This window comes from Vibrio sp. JZG120 (genome assembly GCF_053890955.1).
The window spans coordinates 365598-384611 of sequence record NZ_JBSRRK010000005.1; the positions used below are offsets into that span (position 1 = coordinate 365598).

Annotated in this window: 20 protein-coding genes and 1 tRNA gene; 12 read left to right on the forward strand and 9 right to left on the reverse strand. The window is 43.4% G+C overall.

Features of this window, described 5'->3' with window-relative positions; genetic code table 11:
• Both acnA and ACWPOD_RS13235 read right to left on the reverse strand, forming a co-directional pair.
• On the reverse strand, positions 1–2724 hold the full coding sequence (gene acnA, locus ACWPOD_RS13230; protein ID WP_237312031.1) for an aconitate hydratase AcnA: 2724 nt from the start codon (positions 2722–2724) through the stop codon (positions 1–3).
• A 244-nt stretch (positions 2725–2968) separates the two neighbouring features.
• Positions 2969–3181: a cold-shock protein gene (locus ACWPOD_RS13235; RefSeq protein ID WP_005378997.1), complete on the reverse strand. Its 213-nt coding sequence runs from the start codon at positions 3179–3181 to the stop codon at positions 2969–2971.
• A gap of 474 nt (positions 3182–3655) precedes the next feature.
• On the opposite strand from ACWPOD_RS13235, the gene ACWPOD_RS13240 reads away from it, so the two are divergent.
• The gene (locus tag ACWPOD_RS13240; protein WP_180793015.1) at positions 3656–3820 is read left to right on the forward strand and encodes a hypothetical protein; all 165 of its coding nucleotides are present in this window, start codon (positions 3656–3658) and stop codon (positions 3818–3820) included.
• Positions 3821–4045: 225 nt separating this feature from the next.
• Here the strand turns inward: ACWPOD_RS13240 and ACWPOD_RS13245 are convergent, their stop codons facing one another.
• A complete protein-coding gene (locus tag ACWPOD_RS13245; protein WP_005378991.1) occupies positions 4046–4255 on the reverse strand; it encodes a hypothetical protein in 210 nt (69 codons plus the stop codon).
• Between the two features lie 649 nt (positions 4256–4904).
• Here ACWPOD_RS13245 and ACWPOD_RS13250 point away from each other — a divergent pair.
• From ACWPOD_RS13250 to ACWPOD_RS13280, 7 genes are all read left to right on the forward strand, one after another.
• Positions 4905–5105: a helix-turn-helix transcriptional regulator gene (locus ACWPOD_RS13250; RefSeq protein ID WP_029839162.1), complete on the forward strand. Its 201-nt coding sequence runs from the start codon at positions 4905–4907 to the stop codon at positions 5103–5105.
• Positions 5089–6357 carry a VapE domain-containing protein gene (locus ACWPOD_RS13255; RefSeq protein ID WP_031823103.1) on the forward strand — a complete coding sequence of 423 codons (1269 nt, stop codon included), beginning with the start codon at positions 5089–5091 and terminating at the stop codon, positions 6355–6357. The genes ACWPOD_RS13250 and ACWPOD_RS13255 overlap by 17 nt, the downstream gene beginning before the upstream one ends.
• Before the next feature lie 188 nt (positions 6358–6545).
• Positions 6546–6746: a helix-turn-helix transcriptional regulator gene (locus tag ACWPOD_RS13260; protein WP_324186314.1), complete on the forward strand. Its 201-nt coding sequence runs from the start codon at positions 6546–6548 to the stop codon at positions 6744–6746.
• 178 nt (positions 6747–6924) lie between these two features.
• Positions 6925–7695, forward strand: a complete 771-nt coding sequence (locus ACWPOD_RS13265) for a hypothetical protein (protein ID WP_140246597.1) — start codon at positions 6925–6927, stop codon at positions 7693–7695.
• Positions 7696–8123: 428 nt separating this feature from the next.
• Positions 8124–8447: a hypothetical protein gene (locus ACWPOD_RS13270; RefSeq protein ID WP_152560902.1), complete on the forward strand. Its 324-nt coding sequence runs from the start codon at positions 8124–8126 to the stop codon at positions 8445–8447.
• Between the two features lie 483 nt (positions 8448–8930).
• Positions 8931–9806 carry a phage integrase N-terminal domain-containing protein gene (locus ACWPOD_RS13275; protein WP_029839152.1) on the forward strand — a complete coding sequence of 292 codons (876 nt, stop codon included), beginning with the start codon at positions 8931–8933 and terminating at the stop codon, positions 9804–9806.
• A 67-nt stretch (positions 9807–9873) separates the two neighbouring features.
• Positions 9874–10005, forward strand: coding sequence for a hypothetical protein (locus ACWPOD_RS13280; RefSeq protein ID WP_017634400.1), 132 nt, complete (start codon positions 9874–9876; stop codon positions 10003–10005).
• A 225-nt stretch (positions 10006–10230) separates the two neighbouring features.
• Here the strand turns inward: ACWPOD_RS13280 and ACWPOD_RS13285 are convergent.
• The 5 genes from ACWPOD_RS13285 to rpsU all read right to left on the reverse strand — a co-directional run bounded on the left by ACWPOD_RS13285 (position 10231) and on the right by rpsU (position 15026).
• Positions 10231–10306: transfer RNA gene (locus tag ACWPOD_RS13285), tRNA-Ile, on the reverse strand.
• 155 nt (positions 10307–10461) lie between these two features.
• Positions 10462–12324, reverse strand: coding sequence for an RNA polymerase sigma factor RpoD (gene rpoD / locus ACWPOD_RS13290; protein ID WP_005395986.1), 1863 nt, complete (start codon positions 12322–12324; stop codon positions 10462–10464).
• Between the two features lie 99 nt (positions 12325–12423).
• Complete coding sequence (gene dnaG / locus ACWPOD_RS13295) at positions 12424–14190, reverse strand: DNA primase (RefSeq protein WP_167426915.1); 1767 nt, start codon at positions 14188–14190, stop codon at positions 12424–12426.
• A gap of 149 nt (positions 14191–14339) precedes the next feature.
• Positions 14340–14783 carry a GatB/YqeY domain-containing protein gene (locus ACWPOD_RS13300; RefSeq protein WP_005395984.1) on the reverse strand — a complete coding sequence of 148 codons (444 nt, stop codon included), beginning with the start codon at positions 14781–14783 and terminating at the stop codon, positions 14340–14342.
• A 27-nt stretch (positions 14784–14810) separates the two neighbouring features.
• A complete protein-coding gene (gene rpsU, locus ACWPOD_RS13305) occupies positions 14811–15026 on the reverse strand; it encodes a 30S ribosomal protein S21 (RefSeq protein ID WP_001145625.1) in 216 nt (71 codons plus the stop codon).
• Between the two features lie 230 nt (positions 15027–15256).
• On the opposite strand from rpsU, the gene tsaD reads away from it, so the two are divergent.
• Together tsaD and ACWPOD_RS13315 are read left to right on the forward strand one after the other, a co-directional pair.
• Complete coding sequence (tsaD, locus tag ACWPOD_RS13310; protein ID WP_167427114.1) at positions 15257–16273, forward strand: tRNA (adenosine(37)-N6)-threonylcarbamoyltransferase complex transferase subunit TsaD; 1017 nt, start codon at positions 15257–15259, stop codon at positions 16271–16273.
• A 175-nt stretch (positions 16274–16448) separates the two neighbouring features.
• Entirely contained in the window at positions 16449–17264 is an 816-nt protein-coding gene (locus tag ACWPOD_RS13315) for an alpha/beta fold hydrolase (protein WP_053808554.1), read from the forward strand.
• Positions 17265–17300: 36 nt separating this feature from the next.
• Here ACWPOD_RS13315 and plsY read toward each other — a convergent pair whose 3' ends face one another.
• Entirely contained in the window at positions 17301–17912 is a 612-nt protein-coding gene (plsY, locus tag ACWPOD_RS13320; protein WP_005379857.1) for a glycerol-3-phosphate 1-O-acyltransferase PlsY, read from the reverse strand.
• A gap of 250 nt (positions 17913–18162) precedes the next feature.
• On the opposite strand from plsY, the gene folB reads away from it, so the two are divergent.
• Together folB and folK are read left to right on the forward strand one after the other, a co-directional pair.
• The gene (gene folB / locus ACWPOD_RS13325; RefSeq protein WP_005395977.1) at positions 18163–18522 is read left to right on the forward strand and encodes a bifunctional dihydroneopterin aldolase/7,8-dihydroneopterin epimerase; all 360 of its coding nucleotides are present in this window, start codon (positions 18163–18165) and stop codon (positions 18520–18522) included.
• Positions 18519–19007, forward strand: coding sequence for a 2-amino-4-hydroxy-6-hydroxymethyldihydropteridine diphosphokinase (gene folK / locus ACWPOD_RS13330; protein WP_145473220.1), 489 nt, complete (start codon positions 18519–18521; stop codon positions 19005–19007). The genes folB and folK overlap by 4 nt, the downstream gene beginning before the upstream one ends.
• The last annotated feature ends 7 nt before the right edge of the window (positions 19008–19014 follow it).

The window sequence follows — 19014 nt, forward strand, 5'->3', positions numbered from 1 at the left end:
CTATGACATTTTAGGGATATTAGCTGTCAGCTGCTTCAGAACATATTGAAGGATACCCCCCGAGTTAAAATACTCCAGTTCCTTAGGGTTATCTATACGAGCAGTAACAGGTATGGTGAGCTCAGCACCTTGCGCTGTTACTACGATAATATTGAGCTCCAATAACGGCTTTATAGGTTCGTGGGGGGCAATAAAAACAGTCTCATTACCCTCTAAAGTCAGTGAATTTAATTCATCTGGTCGCATCAGTTGAAGAGGCAGTATGCCCATACCGACTAAATTACTACGATGAATTCGCTCAAACGATTCCGCGATGACCGCTTTCACATTCAATAACAAACAACCTTTTGCCGCCCAGTCACGACTAGAGCCTGAACCATAGTCTTTGCCAGCAAATATTACCAACGGAACGTTAAGTTCGATTGACCTCCTGCTGGCGTCGTAAATAGGAATGATGGGAGGCGCTTTCTCAGTGGTTGACATGTTACAGTCATCCAGTTTGGTATCGCCGTAACATCGCGTGACACCGCCTATCGTCGGGGAGGCGATTTTGTTTTCCAAACGTACATTTGAAAAAGTCCCACGAACCATGATGTGATGATTTCCTCGGCGTGAACCATAGCTATTAAACTCTTCGGGTGTGATGTTTTTTGAAAGTAGATATTGACCCGCCGGACTATGTTCTGAAATGCGGCCTGCTGGTGAAATATGGTCGGTCGTAATTGAATCCCCCAAAATGGCTAATACACGCGCTGATTCAACAGGAAAAGTCGGCGGTGGTATTTCCAAAAAAGGAGGGCGTTGTATGTAAGTGGAGCCTTCGTCCCAAGGGTAGCAGGGGCTATCTTTCATTGACAATTGTTCCCACTCTTCATCACCTTCAGTAATGTCGCTGTAGCTCAATCTAAAGTGGCTCTCATGGACTTGATTTAGCATTTCATCCAGCATGGCTTGGCTTGGCCACAGATCTTTTAGATAGACGGGCTCGTTGTTACTATTGAGCGCAATTGGGTCTTTTTCTAAGTCAATACAGGTCGTACCCGCTAACGCAAATGCGACGACTAAAGGTGGCGAGGCAAGCCAGTTTAGGCTAACAGAGGGGTGCACTCTACCTTCAAAGTTGCGATTACCTGATAATACCGCCGATACATTCAGGCTGTTTTCCGAGATCTCAGTTTCAAGATTGTTTTTTAATGGGCCAGAGTTACCAATGCATGTTGTGCAACCGTATCCAACTCGATGAAATCCCAATAGGTCGAGGTAGTCTTGCAAACCCGTATCATTGAGATATCGAGCGACAGCTAATGAACCGGGGGCGAGAGAAGTTTTGACGTAGCTAGGAACGGTTAACCCTTTTTTAACTGCTGCCTTAGCCACCAAACCCGCAGTCAACATAACAGCGGGGTTTGACGTGTTAGTGCACGAGGTGATAGCTGCAATGACGACATCACCATGATGTAAGGGTCTGGATGAGCCTGGCTGGTTTGAGTTTGCGGCACCTTCAATAGCACATTGGTCAAGAGTCGCTTGCTTAATGGCGCTGATATTAAGTCTGTCTTGAGGTCGTTTGGGCCCTGCTATTGAGGTACCGATGGCAGATAAATCGACTACAACATTTTCGTCATACTCTGGTGAAGGGCAGTTTGTATCCCACCATAGCTCTTGCTCTAGAGCGTACGCCCGCACTCTATCAATCAGTGAAGAAGGGCGGTTTGTCAGGGTTAAATAGGCGATAGTATTTTCATCAATTGGGAAAAATCCGCAAGTGGCTCCATACTCTGGTGCCATATTGGCAAGCGTTGCTCGGTCTGCCACCGATAGAGTGGCTAAGCCGTCACCATAGTACTCAACGAACTTACCTACCACGCCATGAGACCTTAACCTTTCTGTGATCGTCAAAACCAAATCGGTCGCAGTCACACCGGGACGCAATTGCCCATCAAGAAGTACTCCGACAACTCGTGGGATAGCGATATTTAGTGGCTGACCAAGCATTGCAGCTTCGGCTTCTATGCCTCCCACTCCCCAACCCAACACGCCTAACCCGTTTATCATAGTGGTGTGGCTATCGGTTCCTATTACCGTGTCTGGTGTTAACACTCTTTTTTCGTCTTCGCGCACAACTTGAGATAGATATTCCAGATTAACTTGATGGCATATCCCCTTACCGGGAGGGATCACTGTCAAGTTACGGAAGTTTTTTTGTGCCCACTTTAGAAATGTATAACGCTCTCTATTTCGTGCCATTTCATGTGCACGATTTGTTTGTATCGAAGATTCTGAACCTGATTGATAAACAATTAACGAATGGTCAATGACAAGATCAACCGGACATTTAGGTGTTACATAACTCGGATCTCCGCCTTCTTTAGCTACTGCATCTCTTATTGCGGCTAAATCGACTAAAGCAGGTATCCCAGTATAGTCCTGCATCAGTACTCTACTAGGATAGAAGCTCAATTCTGATGAATGACCGTTGTTCTCTGAGTCGAGAGCCTTATTTTTAAAGAGCAATGCTTCAATAATTCGAGATGACTCTTTTAAATCAGAGGTTTGTCGCATTACATTTTCAATAAGCAGACGTTTAGTTACGGGAATTTTGGACAGGTTTACTTGATAATCTTGGGCAAGTTTTTTTAATGACCAGTATCTATATTCTGTACCTTTTAAATTCAGTGAACTTAGATATGTTTGGCGCCATGTTTTCTCGTTGGTGGGTATCATGATTTGTTTCCTTTCAATGATGGTTGACCTTTATAAAAGGCACCTCCTTGTCATAGACTGTTTTCTGGGACACTTTTATATTTCCCATATCCAAATAGCTTTGATCAGCTGAAAATCTATAACCTGAAAGGATCAGAGTTGAATTTCGAAAAGAAGGAAGAAGTTGGAATGGACTTTTACCATCAAACAATAACTAGACAAAAAATGAAGGCAAAGCTTTTGATTGCTATGCCTTCAGCCGTATCTAGATGAGAGCCACGTTTGTTGCGTGTGGTCCTTTCTCACCTGGTTCAACTTCAAAACTTACTTTTTGCCCTTCCAACAGGGTCTTAAACCCATCAGACGAAATCGAACGGAAATGGACAAAAATATCCTTGCCATCACTATCTTTGGTGATAAATCCAAAGCCTTTATTCTCGTTAAACCATTTTACTGATCCAGTTTCTCTGTCAGACATATATACCTCGACTAATCCTATAGGTTAAGGCTCTGGTAACTAGAGCTATTTCATAGTCACTCAAGAGGGCTGTCGCAGAAGTTAAACGAAAAATTTCGAAAATAACTGTGAAAGGAAACTTGTTTTATAATGAAAAAATAACTCAAATTCGCGGAGCTACTTTAAGTATAAGCCTTAAATTGAAAATAGTTAGTTTAGTCTTCGGTCATATTTTAATTTGGCTGTAATGTTATGATTTTAAAAAATATTAGTAAGTTTCTAATGCGTTAGCTAACAAAAATGACTTTATGCCGACTGCGAGCAAATAGCCGAAGTTGCAACTAGCTGGTTTTTGCGATACTTACAATGCTAATTTAACTAGTGCTGTTACTCACTTTTGTCTATTTTATGCTGACTTGTGTAGTATCATTGTTTCTTTCATAGCCAACGTGGATGCGGTGCGAAATTCAGTCAACCATCAAAATAGGATTATATGTGAGCAAGTTACCTAAACCGACACAAAAGCAGAAACAACTTGGTCTTAATCCGAAAGGAAAAAGGATTAAGCGGACACCAGAAGAGTTGAAGAGAAAGGATGTCCGCAAACGAATAGAAGATATTGAGGAACAAAAGAAGTGGGATAAGGAATGGGGATTGTGAGTTCAAGAAACCTCTCTGAACTTATCAATACGACACTCCTCATGCATTCTGAAAAACTGAGTAACTTGGAAAGAGACATGCTTGCAGGTTTACTCGACCAACTCTACTGTGAACAGGCTTTGACAGACAAACAAATTAAACTGTGTCAAAGGCTAATACGAAAAACTAATCAAGCCTGTGTATTTATTGATGACACTCCAAACGACCCGTGATTGCTAGACAATGTCAGTCTTCGATGTTATCAACCCAGCCTTGCTCAAGCGTCAATCGAGTCAAAACTTGATCCATTAAATCTTTGATTTCAATTTGGTCAGTCCCCTCTGGCGCATGATGCTCTGCTGAGCGCTTTGCGTTCGTTAGGTTTTTCATGAAGATAGCTTCGCTGTCCATCACGGCGTGTCTCACGTTGAAGTAAGTGACCTGGTAGGTCGGCATAGTATTATTCCTTCTGTGGGGGCGTGAAGATGTGATGCTTTCAATATAGCACTTTTTCATGCTATAGCGTTCTAACTGACTTAGCCTTCTTGATTAAAATTGACTCGTCAAATCACTGACTATCAAGAAATATGAACGCAAAGCCTACTTCTCTGCCTTCCAATATGATGATGCGGGTTCGACTCTCGCTGTACGCTCCAAATCCACAAACCAACGCGCACTATGACTGACATTTGTCATCGCCCACCATTGTTTAAGCAACTTAACGCCGCTCTAGCTATGATGTCTCTCCCAGACATGTCGTGGGTGCTAATGATGCTTAGAGGTTATCTATTGAAGAGCACGGTCTTTCAATGGGCAAATATTGAGCATGCCTTAAGGGGAATGGTGCAACACCCATACTTTTCCTAATACCTAATAGTCTAAATAGAGTAAATTTCCTAACCAACTTTTGTCCACAAATTGGTTTCACTCTTTATTGCCAGAACTTTTGAGGCCAATTTTATTTTTTGTTCGCACTGCTAACATCTTCTTTTGGTTATAACTTTTTTATCAAGATCAATTAATGCAATCGACCTCCCAAAATCGTTCCCTCCTTTTTTTTCAAAGATACTAACTCCTGCCCTCAAATGAGATAAGGAGACAGGTAATGACACGAAATCGAATAATCCCATTAAAAGAGGTATCAGAAGCTTTAGGCCGGACACCCAAAACAATTTGGCGATGGTGGGCAAAAGAGAAAACATTTCCGAAACCCATTCTGATTAATGGACGCTGCCTTGGGTGGCGAGAGTCTGAGCTAGATAACTGGATGGAGAATCAAGGGGGGAAAAGTGACAGCAGCAAGTGATAAAAGTCAGCCGAGCGAGTCTCAACTCGATTTTCCAGACAAGAAAAAAGAAGGGTTTAAGAAGCTTATTCTCAATACAGATGACAACCTGAGGGTACTGTTAGATCACAAAGGATACGTCCCTTACTTAAATGCGATGAACACTGAGATAGAAGTGCTCCATAACGGTAAGGTTATGGAATATGAGGTGTTAATGAGTAAGCTGATAAGCGACTGTGCAAGATTCGATGTACCAAAAGCAGCAATTGGTGATCATCTACATGTTTTGGCAAAGGAGCGTTCATATCACCCTATTGTTTTGCATCTGGCTGACTCTGAATGGGATGGCGTCGAACGAGTGAAGAAAGTTATTGGGTGCATCCGTTCTAAGAGACCTGAAGTTACGGAGCTAATTATGCGGAGGTGGCTTGTAGGTTGTATTGCGGCGCTATACGAGCCTCGGTTTAGCAGTAAGTTAGTTCCGGTGCTTCAGAGTAAGCAGTCTTTTAGAAAAACCGCTTTCTTATCAAGAATAGGTGACATCGTACAAGGGGCATTTCTTGGAGGTCGGGCATTAGATCCCCGCTGCAAAGATAGCGTGTTACCTATTATTAAGTCATGGATTGTTGAACTCGGTGAACTGGAGTCTTCAACAAAGCACAGTCAAGGTCAGCTGAAAGCATTTATATCCCAAGAGGCAGACACAATCAGGTTGCCCTATGCGCGTACCGACCTTAAAAAACCGAGGCAAACGCTTTTGATAGCGACGGTAAACGGCCAAGACTTCTTAAAGGACAGAACGGGTAATACTCGGTTTGGTGTGATTGAACTAAATGAACCCATTGATATGACTACTGTGAATCGGATTCTCGGGTGGCAATACAATGGAACTGGCAGCCTTCGCCAAGAAGAGCCCGAGTCATTGCGGCAGTTTTGGTTGGAGGTCAAGCACATGTATGAAGCTGGTGAGCCTTGGGTACTGTCAATGGACGAGCAGGCTCTGGTTGATACGGTATCTGATAAATATTTGGATAAAGGGCGTTGGTATAAAATGCTTCAGGAGCGAATATCAATGGAGGCTGATGATAATCGAAGCCAGACTGAATGGCTTGCACCAGGCCAAATTAGCCAGATCTTAGGCATACCATGTAACTATGTTGCTCATGTCGGCAGAGCTCTACAGCGATTAGCTGATGAGGGGAAAATTGAAACTCGTTACAAAGATGGCTACAGGCTGTATTTGTTTCCAAGCAGCTATCGTCCACATTTCTGAGATTGTATGTTTATAACTTTACTTCACTTACCTCACTTAAAGTGGAGTAAGTGAAGTAAATTGAGAAAAACCAAGTTTATGTCGTTCGCACTGCGAACATCTGATCAATTCAATCAATCGACCTCTTAAAACCGTTACGCCTCTTTTTATCAAAGATACTGGTTCAGTCATCAAATGAGAAAAGGAGGATGCTCATGGCAAGAGATCGAATTATGTCCCTTAAAGAAGTTTCAGATTCACTGGGCCGCAGTCCAAGGACTATTTGGCGTTGGTGGGCGAAAGACAAGTGTTTTCCTAAGCCAATACAGATAAATGGGCGTTGTTTAGGCTGGCGTGAGCGAGACTTTGTTGATTGGCTAGTAGAGCAAGAACAGGCTTTTAAAGATTAAATTTATGTACGCGAGGCTATAGGCCTCGCTTTTTATTCGCACTGCGAACGTTAATTCCACTTGTTGGGATAAATGCAGTAATCGTTAGCTTAAAAAAAATATTTAACTTTATCGGCTTTAACATTCTTTCTGACATTGAGGGGCTGTTCGCTTCTCATTCATCAAGAAGGAAGGAAATATGAATAGTACTAAGCGTAATGGGAGCAAGCAGTTTGATTCTGCATCAGTTAAATATTGCAACCAAACAAGTATCTCTATGTCTTGTCATGTTGACATGAGAAACGTGTTGTTTGGTTATTATGAGGAGTACTTATCTCCCATGACTCCGTTAAATCATGATAATGCACTATGTTCTGTGATAGAAGACATTGATTGTGTAATAGTTGATTACGGTAAGGATACAAAGCAGTTTTTGAACCTTAGCACCGCTTTAGATTGGGCTAAGTCAGTTATGGGGGTTAAAGTATTTAGATATGTGGATCTTTCATTGTTTGGTGGGCCTGGATTCTATCTAGATGATTACATGGATGCCTTAAGAGATAATGCTGATAACTTAATTGATTTTTTTGTTGATAGCTTTAATCGTTATGGTTGGAGCATATCCCCATTTCAACTTGCCCATGATGTAGAGATTACGTCTGAATTTAGTAAACCGGAGCTCGTTGAGGCGGTATTTAACTTTGCTAGGAATATCCATTGTTTTAGTGCAGTAGGGCCAGAGCGCTCACCTTGGTTTATGAGCCGACCTACAAATGAAGGCTCTTACTACGTTTGCAGATTTAATGGGAAAGTTGAGCTTGTTGACCTTAAACTGGTTCATAGTGTAGATGGAAGAAGCAGTAAATTGATGATCTTTGGCTTAAACCAAGAGCCTGTGCCTTTAGATGAAGCGGAAGCTGGCGATTGGTTATGGTCTTTCTCTTATCATCAAACAAATACATTTGACTGAAGCCTATAATTAGAATGAAGTGACTTAATGTACAGTAAACGTTGAGTCACTTTTTACCAGCTACCAATCTGAATTATCTCTATGGCGTTTTTCTGTAATCCTATTCCTCAACTTACCCTCTAAATCCCGCTCGAATTCACACCCGATGTCATCAAAGTAGGTGTTGTCTGAAATACCATCATCATAGCTAATATGTTCGCGATCGATGTTTGAGCTTTTACTTGAAGCTTCCAAAACACAAACAATAACTTTAAGCAATGAAATGAAAATGCTCCCAAAGATTGAGATGAGCGTAGGGCTTTTTTTATATTCCATATTCAATCTGCCAGATTTATGCATTTGTCACGTAATAGGTTACGCTTTCTACTTAAGATTAGCAGAGGAGTGAAATGTTCGCAGTGCGAACAAAACAACGTAAAGGTGTATGTATGGTGCAGATGGACGAATTTATTTGGAAGCGCTACATGGAAGATATAGAAGGTATGTTTAGAGATGCTATTACAAGTTTGGATTTACAGCATCGCGCCGTCATGGCTAAAGCAATTACGGCCATGTTAATCCAAGAGCCACCATTTAAGCTTACAGATGAAAATATAATCAATTACTTGAAATCTCCAGATGACATCAAACGTCAGATATTCGTTCAGTATGGTTACTTTGATCCACGCCTTGAATCGTCTTTGCAAGAAGCTGTCCTATGTATTGATGGTATCAAAGAACCACTGCTCAACAGCATAAAGAACGCACGTTGAAGCCCTCCTGTCACTAGCTGTGAAATAGGTAGTGACAGGAGGTATACCGCGAGCGCATCACCTTATTTTTTCTATATTCTCGTTATTTCTTTTAAGCGGGGTCACTTGGTGACAGCCAAGTGACGGCTTGGTAGCCTCATCACGTAAATAAAAAAGTAGCCGTCGCTATAAAGACTCTTCATAAATCATAAATGTTCAATAGGAGAAAGAAACGTAACCAGCATTGTGACGTCACAATGCTCTTCTCGTAGATGCTCACGCTTCTTCAAGTAGATCATGTACGACATTCGTAACTATCGATACACAAACCATCACTCTTGCCCTAATCGCCTCTGAGGCATTCATCTTACTAACCATAAGTTTGAATTGGGCTTATCACTAACCATCAGGTTCACGTGGTTTGATTACGTTTTCTCCATCATTTTTTCAAGTAGATAGAGCCATATGAGCTATATGGCTCTTATTTATTTAGGAGTAAGAGTCATGAGCAAACCAAACTTACGACACGGCCTAGTTTTGTTAATGAAGCGCAACATTGATGGGAGTTATGCATCTCAAGCTGCACGTAAAAACATCCTCATCCAAATCGAAAAACAATTAAAGAGAGGAGGGTACAGGCACTTAACTCCACATACACTTAAGTTAAAGCACGTAAAATTTTTGGTTGAGCATTGGCAAAGTCAAGGCTTAAGCGTTGGAACTATAAAAAACCGAATGGCACATATTCGTTGGGTATTCGAAAAGACTGGACGTGAGCATTTGTTACCCAAGTCCAATGAAGAGTTGGGGATAGGAAAGAGAGTTTTCAGTGACAATAGTACCAACAAGGCGAAAGAGCTTGATGAAGTAAAGTTTAACGCAATCTCAGACCCATATATAAAAATAGCGTTAGAGCTACAATCTGCATTCGGTCTGAGGCGGGAAGAAGCTTTGAAGTTTAACCCCAGTATAGCGATTAAAGCAGATAGAATTCATTTAATGGGTTCTTGGACTAAAGGTGGCAAGGCGCGAGAGGTACCAATCAGAAACGAATATCAAAAGCAGGTGTTAGAACGAGCTATAGCTATTGCCCCAAGAGGCTCTCTGATTCCCGCAAGCAAAAAGTACATTCAACAGCTAAAGCACTACGAAAATACTTGTAGGAAGGTTGGGTTATGCAAGAACCATGGTCTACGCCATCAATATGCTCAACAGCGATACATAGAACTGACAGGAATGAATGCACCTAAAGCGGGTGGTTTAACTAGCAGAGAACTGAGTAGAGAACAAAAAAGTGCAGATAAAGAAGCTCGCCTTATTATTAGTAGAGAGTTAGGGCATGAGCGAGAAGAGATTACAGTTATCTATCTTGGCCGGTAAGCACATTATCAAGTTTTGTATTTTTAGGTTAAAATATAACCACAAGAACATTAGGGCGGGTTTCAATATGTTAGTACAACTTTTGGATGTAACGGGTATGACTTTAGCTCAACTTTTATTTTTAGCTCTAGTTACCGTTGGTACAATCGGTTTGCCTTTGTTAGCTATTTGGTATGATCGTAAACACGGAATTGAGTAAAATAGGCAGATAATAAAAAAGCGCCCCCTTTTCACATAAGGGGGCGCTTTTTTATTATCTTATCGAATTTTCTGTTCTGCTCGTGATGGAAAAATGTTGGCAAGCTCAGCAAAGCGTCCAAAATTGTGAGCTAAGCAACTTCCTAACTACACCCACAACTACACCCAAAATCACTAGGTACAAAAAAAGCGTAGCAGGTACTAACCTGCTACGCCTTCTAGAATATGGTGGCCCCTCGCAGACTTGAACTGCGGACCAATCGATTATGAGTCGACTGCTCTAACCACTGAGCTAAGGGGCCTTAATAGGACAACGATTATAGGGGAAGCGTTGCAAGGTGTCTAGATACCAACTAGGGCAATTGCGCTTAGTTTTTATCCACTTAGCACAGTAGATAATAAAAAAGGTGACCTAAAGTCACCTTTTTTGATTTCTAAAAGCTTGCATGCGCTGCGATTATTCGTCTAGGAAGCTGCGCAGAGTCTCTGAGCGGCTTGGGTGACGAAGTTTACGTAGTGCTTTTGCTTCGATCTGACGGATACGTTCACGAGTAACGTCGAACTGCTTACCAACTTCTTCTAGAGTATGGTCAGTGTTCATGTCGATACCAAAGCGCATACGAAGTACTTTCGCTTCACGTGGCGTTAGACCTGCAAGCACGTCTTTTGTTGCCACTTTAAGGCTAGTTGCAGTTGCAGAATCTAGCGGCAGTTCTAGCGTTGTATCTTCGATAAAATCACCTAGATGCGAATCTTCGTCGTCACCGATTGGTGTCTCCATTGAGATAGGCTCTTTAGCGATTTTCAGAACTTTGCGAATCTTGTCTTCTGGCATCTGCATGCGCTCAGCCAGTTCTTCCGGTAGTGGCTCACGACCCATCTCTTGCAGCATTTGACGAGAGATACGGTTTAGCTTGTTGATCGTTTCGATCATGTGTACCGGGATACGAATCGTACGTGCTTGGTCCGCGATTGAACGAGTGATTGCCTGACGGATCCACCACGTTGCGTAAGTCGAGAACTTGTAACCACGACGGTATTCGAACTTATCTACCGCTTTCATCAGACCGATGTTACCTTCCTGGATAAGATCCAAGAACTGTAGGCCACGGTTGGTGTATTTCTTCGCGATAGAAATTACAAGACGCAAGTTCGCTTCAACCATCTCTTTCTTCGCACGGCGAGCTTTTGCTTCACCGATAGACATACGACGGCTGATGTCTTTAATGTTCTGTACGTTTAGAGAAGTCTCTTCTTCAATCATTTTTAGCTTAGCGATTGAACGACGGATTTCTTCTTCGTTACGTTTGATCTTTTCAGCGTATGGCTTGTCTGAAGCAAGAACTTCATCCAACCAAGCTTCACTTGATTCATTACCAGTGAACAGCGCGATGAATGATTTCTTCGGCATTTTGCCGTATTCAACCACAGACTTCATGATCAGGCGTTCTTGAGTACGAACGCGATCCATAGCAGTACGCAGTTCATTCACTAGGTGATCAAACTGTTTAGGCGTTAGACGAAACTCGCGGAATACGTCTAGCATCATTTCATTAGCAACGGTTGCTTTCGGGCTGTTATAGCCGTACTCGTTGATTGCTAATTGAAGATTTTGATAGGTGCTGCGTAGTTGGTTGAATTTCTCTAGCGCTAATTCTGGATCGATACCTACATCTTCTTCAGAATCATCTGAATCGTCATCGCTATCTTCGTCGTCATCAACGTCTTCATCGTCTTCTTCTTCTAACTGAGATTCAGTCAGTTCAGAACCGATGTGTGTTGCCGTTGGTGCAGCGGTGTCGTCAGCATCTGGGTCTACAAAACCTGAAATAAGGTCAGTAAGACGCAGTTCTTCAGCTTGAACTTTGTCAAATTGCTCAAGAATGTACGGAATCGTACCTGGGTATTCAGCAACAGACGATTGAACTTGGTTAATACCTTCTTCAATACGTTTTGCGATGTCGATTTCGCCTTCGCGAGTTAGAAGTTCGACAGTACCCATTTCACGCATGTACATACGTACAGGGTCTGTGGTACGACCAATCTCACTCTCTACGCTAGACAGTGCAGCGGCTGCAGCTTCGGCTGCATCTTCATCGGTAATATTTGTGTCATCGTTCAGTGCTAAATCATCAGCATCAGGAGCAGTTTCTACTACCTTAATGCCCATGTCGTTGATCATCTGAATGATGTCTTCTACCTGTTCTGAATCTACGATTTCAGCAGGTAGGTGGTCATTTACTTCGGCGTAGGTCAGATAGCCTTGTTCCTTGCCTTTAATAACAAGTGACTTTAGCTGTGACTGCGGATTGTGATCCATAGACGGTATCCAACTTCGTAATCTGGTGAAGGAATCAGTATGCGAAATGCAAACCACTTACTATAACAAATTAAATCGTTGCTGACTAATTAAACAGGGTTACGCTTTTAAATCTAGCATAAGTGCTAGCAGCTCCCTTTTCTCTTCGGCTGATAAACCGACACTTCTTGCTTTGGCCTGCAGGTTTTCAATTTGTTTTTCTACGCACTGGGCAATAATTTTATCCAGTGAGTCTAAAAATATTTCTTCTTGGTTGTCCTCATCGAGTGGAATGTCCCAACTCGCGAGACGAGACAGAAGGGTCTCATTTTGGCTGTTTCGCCAATGCTCTAATAATTGGCCTGTGTTGATATGGGGATGCGCTTGGCATTTATCAAGTACATCAACAAATAAACTTAGACCAGGAATGGGTAAATCTCTAACGCTAGTTAGATCTGGCACCATAGTTACGTATTGTGGGTTTTGAATCAGTAACGCGATCACTTCTCGCATCGGCGTTCGCTTGATTTCTTTATGAGGTTGAGGCCTTTTATCCTCTTTACCTTGTTTTGAAATTAGCTGCTGTAGTTGGCGTTCATCAACCAAACCCAAACGGCGGCCAAGCAGTTCTCTCAAGTATAGTCTTAAAGTGCCGCCAGGGACTTTGTCGATGAGAGGAACAGCAAGGGTACTGAGTTTTGCCATGCCTTCTTTCGTGCTCATATCGACTTGCTGAGTCAATGAGCTGAACATGAATTCAGACAAAGGCATCGCATTAGACACTTGTTGTTCAAATGCTTGTTTTCCGTTTTGTCGGATATAAGAGTCGGGATCTTCTCCATCCGGCAAAAACATGAATTTTAACTGGCGACCATCAGTTAGGTAAGGCAATGCATTTTCCATGGCACGCCACGCTGCTTCACGGCCTGCTCGGTCACCGTCGTAACAACATACGACGGTGCTTGTTTGCCTGAATAACACTTGCAAGTGATCGCCCGTTGTAGAGGTACCCAATGAGGCAACGGAATAATCTACGCCATATTGAGCAAGCGCGACAACATCCATATAGCCTTCAACCACTAAAATTTGTGGTGGCTCACGGTACGCTTGTAGTACTTCATAAAGGCCATACAATTCTTTACCTTTATGAAATATCGGGGTTTCGGGTGAGTTGAGATATTTCGGTGTCCCATCACCTAATACTCGACCACCAAAGCCTATTACTCGGCCGCGTCTGTCTCGAATAGGAAACATCACTCGACCACGGAATCGGTCGTAGCGGTTGCCTTTGTCGTTTTCGATCAAAATGCCGCCTGTGACGAGCATGTCTTGATTTTCTTTATTCTGGCCAAAGTTCTTACGAACTAAATCCCATTCATCAGCCACATAGCCGATGCCAAACTTCTGGACGATTTCACCAGACAGGCCGCGATCTTTTAGATACTCAATCGCCACTTTACTTGCTGGCTGCTTGAGTTGGTTACGATAAAATTGAGCAATGCTGCCCATTAAGTCGTATAGATTACGTTTTTCACTGCTGCTTGCTTGTGGGCCTGACTGGAACGAACCATTACCGCCGCTACGTTGTTCGCGAGGAACATCTAAGCCCAAGTATGAAGCGAGTTCTTCAATGGCTTCGACGAATTCTAGCCGGTCGAATTCCATCAAAAAGTCGATGGCATTTCCGTGCGCACCACAACCAAAACAATGGTAGAACTGCTTTTCTTGACTGACGCTGAATGACGGCGTCTTTTCGTTGTGGAACGGGCAGCATGCGCCGTAGTTTTTGCCTTTTTTCTTAAGTTTCACACGTGCGTCGATGATATCGACAATATCAAGTCGAGCTAGAAGGTCATCGATAAAACTGCGAGGGATGTGTCCAGCCATAAAACCTAACAAAAAAAGAAGATGATGAGTGGAGTGAATGCTTTAAAAGAATAAGCGTGTTGCTCACTTATTTCATTCCATTCATCCAGATACAAACAAGCCGTGCGTTCCAAAGGATAGCACGGCTTGCTGCAATTGGGTGGGGTATCTTAAGCCAGTTTAGCGCGAACTAAACCGCTTACTTTACCCATATCTGCGCGCCCTTGAATTTGCGGTTTCAGAACGCCCATTACTTTGCCCATGTCTTGCATGCCAGCTGCGCCAGATTCAGCAATCGCGTTCTCGATAAGAGCCGCTACTTCTTCGTCTGTCAGTGGTTGAGGCATAAAGTCCTCAAGAACGGTAATTTCTGCTTGTTCCGCATCAGCAAGATCTTGACGACCCGCTGCTTCATACTGCGCTACAGAGTCGCGACGTTGTTTAACCATTTTGGTCAATACTGCAAGAATGTCGTCATCGTTCAGAGTAATCTGCTCGTCAACTTCACGTTGCTTGATTGCTGATAGGGCTAAACGAATAGTACCAAGGCGCAATTTGTCCTTGGCTTTCATCGCTAATTTTTGCTCTTCTTTGAGTTGATCAATCAGAGCCATAACTAAATTCCTTTTGGAGCTCAGTTATTAGTACAGGCGAACGCGACGAGCGTTTTCGCGAGCTAGCTTCTTAGCGTGACGCTTTTGAGCTGCTGCTTTAGCGCGTTTGCGAACTGTAGTTGGTTTTTCGTAGTGCTCACGACGACGCACTTCAGAAAGGATACCTGCTTTTTCGCAAGAGCGCTTGAAACGACGTAGAGCAACGTCGAACGGTTCGTTTTCACGTACTTTAACTACTGGCATATGCCTTTCACCTCAGGGGTTATTCGTTAACGCTGGTATTCAACAGACCAAATCACAATTGTTTGGTCTCTTACCAGCTTGATCAAAAATGGTGCGGAATTTTAATCCGATCACAACTACTTTGTAAAGCCTTTTGTCGATTATTGTCTGTACAAAATTTGTTTGCAGCACCAAGGCGAGGTAATATGACGCCCAAATTTCCTCTATACAGAAAGCATACTGAGAAAACCATGCGCATTATCGGTATTGAAACCTCTTGTGACGAGACTGGCATCGCGATTTATGACGATGAAAAAGGTCTGCTGTCACACAAGCTTTACAGCCAAGTAAAACTGCACGCAGATTACGGTGGTGTGGTGCCTGAGTTGGCTTCACGTGACCATGTAAAGAAAACCATTCCTCTTATTAAAGAGGCACTAAAAGAAGCGAACTTAACTTCGAAAGACATTGATGGTGTCGCGTACACCGCGGGGCCGGGTCTCGTTGGTGCACTATTAGTGGGCGCTACTATTGGTCGCAGTATTGCTTATGCTTGGGGAGTGCCTGCTGTACCTGTTCATCATATGGAAGGTCACCTGTTGGCTCCAATGCTGGAAGATAACCCACCACAATTCCCGTTTGTGGCAGTGTTGGTGTCGGGTGGTCACTCGATGATGGTCGAAGTGAGAGGCATCGGTGAGTACAAAATTCTGGGTGAGTCGATTGATGATGCGGCGGGCGAAGCGTTTGATAAAACAGCGAAGCTAATGGGGTTGGATTACCCAGGCGGCCCGCTGTTGTCTAAACTGGCAGAAAAAGGCACGCCGGGTCGCTTTAAGTTCCCGCGCCCAATGACTGATCGCCCTGGCTTGGATATGAGTTTCTCTGGCCTGAAAACCTTTACAGCAAATACGATTGCTGCGAATGGCGATGACGAGCAAACTCGCGCAGACATCGCACTGGCATTTGAAGAAGCCGTGTGTGCAACATTGGCGATTAAATGTAAACGCGCGCTTGAGCAAACAGGCATGAAGCGTATTGTTATTGCTGGTGGTGTGAGTGCTAACCGTCGTTTACGTGCAGAGTTAGAGAAGCTAGCGAAGAAAGTTGGCGGCGAGGTTTACTACCCACGAACTGAGTTCTGTACGGATAATGGTGCGATGATCGCTTACGCTGGTATGCAGCGTTTGAAGAATGGCGAAGTGGCCGATATGTCGGTAGAGGCTCGCCCACGTTGGCCGATTGACCAACTTACGCCAGTTGCTTAATCAAACTTATGCGGTAGGTTTGAAATAGATTCACAACGATAAAGGTCTCTGCTCATCAGAGGCCTTTATTTTTAGCTATTCAATGAAAAGCTTCGTTTACATTCTGACTGATGCGAGCAGTTCGGTATCGCTTCAGTGATAGGATAGTGCGGAAGAATAAGAAATGGATATAACAATGAATAAGTTTGAAATTGAAGGTCAGCAACTTGCTTACCTTGATAAAGGTGATGGTCCAGTATTACTGTTTGGTCACAGTTATTTGTGGGATAGCCAAATGTGGGCGCCACAAATTGAAGTTTTAAGCCAGTCATATCGTTGTATTGTGCCAGATTTGTGGGCACATGGTGAGTCAGAAGCGGCCCCTACATCGACAGAGTCATTAGTTGATTATGCACAACATATGTTGGCGTTGATGGATCATTTGGATATTGAAGAGTTTTCTGTGGTGGGCTTATCTGTTGGCGGCATGTGGGGAGCGGAACTGACGGCTCAAGCACCGCAACGTGTGAAATCACTGGTATTGATGGATACCTTCATTGGCTGGGAGCCAGAAGTTACGTATAAGAAGTATTTTGCAATGCTGGATACTATCAGCCAAGTTCAAGCAGTGCCTGCGCCAATTATTGAAGCCGTTGTGCCGCTGTTCTTTGCCAACAACGTCAATCAGGATAACCCTAAACTTGTCGCTTCATTCAAACGCAGTTTAGAAGACCTGAATGGTGAGCGTGCAGTGGAAGTAGCTCGCATAGGGCGCATGGTGTTTGGTCGCCGTGATGTGATTGAAGATTCGGAAAAATTCGCTCTGCCGACGTTAATTGCGGTGGGCTGTGAAGATAAGCCTCGCCCGGTTTTCGAATCGTATTTAATGAAAGACTGTATCACGGGCAGTGAGTTGGTAGAAATTCCGCAAGCGGGACACATCAGTTGTTTAGAACAGCCGGAATTCGTCAACCAAATGTTGTTGAACTTCCTGAATCGAGTTCATGCATAACCAATGAATGCATCGCTCTCTAAACAAAACTCGGCATTAAGCCGAGTTTTTTTGTGTCAGTTTCTTTTCGCCAATTTTGGGCTCATCGCCAGACAAAAGCCGCCGAATATTTTGATGATGCTTAAATACGATTAAGCAACACAGCATAGCAACAGGTAACGTGTATTGCGGTTTAAACATCCAAGTATAAAACGGAGTGACCAAAACCGTGACGAGAGCCGCTAAGGATGAATAGCGGAATAGCGCGGCTACTGACAGCCAAGTTAACATCACTAATCCTGTTAAGTCCAAACCAATCGGAGCGATAGCGCCAAGCGCTGTTGCGACACCTTTTCCGCCTTTAAAGTGGAAAAAGATGGGGTACATGTGGCCAAGACAGGCAGCAATGGCGATGACGCCAAGAATGATAGGGTCGATACCAAGAAAGTATCCGCCCCATACGGGGATGGTGCCTTTGAGCATATCGCACAACAAGACTGAAACAGCGGCTCCTCGTCCGCCAATACGCAATACGTTCGTTGCTCCAGGGTTGTTGGAGCCTACACTGCGTGGATCTGGCAGTTTTAAGAGTCGACAGATCAAAACCGCACTGGAAACCGAACCCAGTAAATAGGCGGCCATTGTCATTATCAGTGCCAGTGCGTCCATAGAAGTCCTTGATGGATTGGAATTTAATGCTCGGTTCCCGCGTAGTTGCTATCATACCTCGAATTCACATAATGCAGAAATCCTCACTGTGATAGAGCTTGCATTATGTGATTTCTTGTATATAAAGATGCTTTCGCAGTTTATACCTAAGTAACATTGTGATGACCCAAGTAAATGTTACTTAGGTATAGAATACTACGATCAAATTACCCCTCACGGGTATCCGACCTCTGTAATAGAAGGACATAAGATGGCTCTGGATAAAGTTTTTATTGAACAATTAGAAGTAATCACCACGATTGGCGTGTACGACTGGGAACAACAAATCAAACAAAAGTTGGTTCTAGATATTGAAATGGCACACGATAATAAACCTGCGGGCAAAAGTGATGATGTGCAAGATGCGTTGGATTACTCGCAAGTGAGTGAGGCGGTACTGAGCCACATTGAAAATGGTCGTTTTCTGTTGGTTGAACGTGTAGCCGAAGAAGTGGCAGAGCTTATCATGCAGCGTTTCTCTGTACCTTGGGTGAAAATCCGTTTAGCAAAGCCTGGTGCAGTGCCACAAGCACGCGCTGTTGGTGTTGTGATTGAGCGAGGTCAAGCATGATCACCACCTATATCGGTGTTGGTACGAATGTAGAAAGAGAGCAACATGCGCTCGCTGCGTATCAGGAGCTACTACAGCTTGGAGAAAATCTCCTCGTATCGCCGGTATATGAATGTGAACCTATTGGTTTTAGCAGCCAGAACTTCTACAACTTTGTCGTTGCAATGCGTACCGAGTTGTCATTAGAAGAGTTGAGTCATCAGCTACGTGAGATTGAATTTAAGTGGGGACGCGAAGAAAATGCGCAAAAGTATCAGGATCGAACACTGGATCTCGATATAGTGTTGTTCGGTGAATGCGTCTCCACGAAAAAACCTGAGCTACCTCGCAGTGATATCTACAAATATCCTTTTGTCACAAAGCCTCTGTATGATCTCGAACCTCAATTAGTGATCCCAGGCGATGGACGCACAGTCGCAGATATTTGGCATGGAATGCAGCCAGTCGATTCACTCAAACCTGTTTCTTTTTCATTTTTAATTTGAGTTGTTT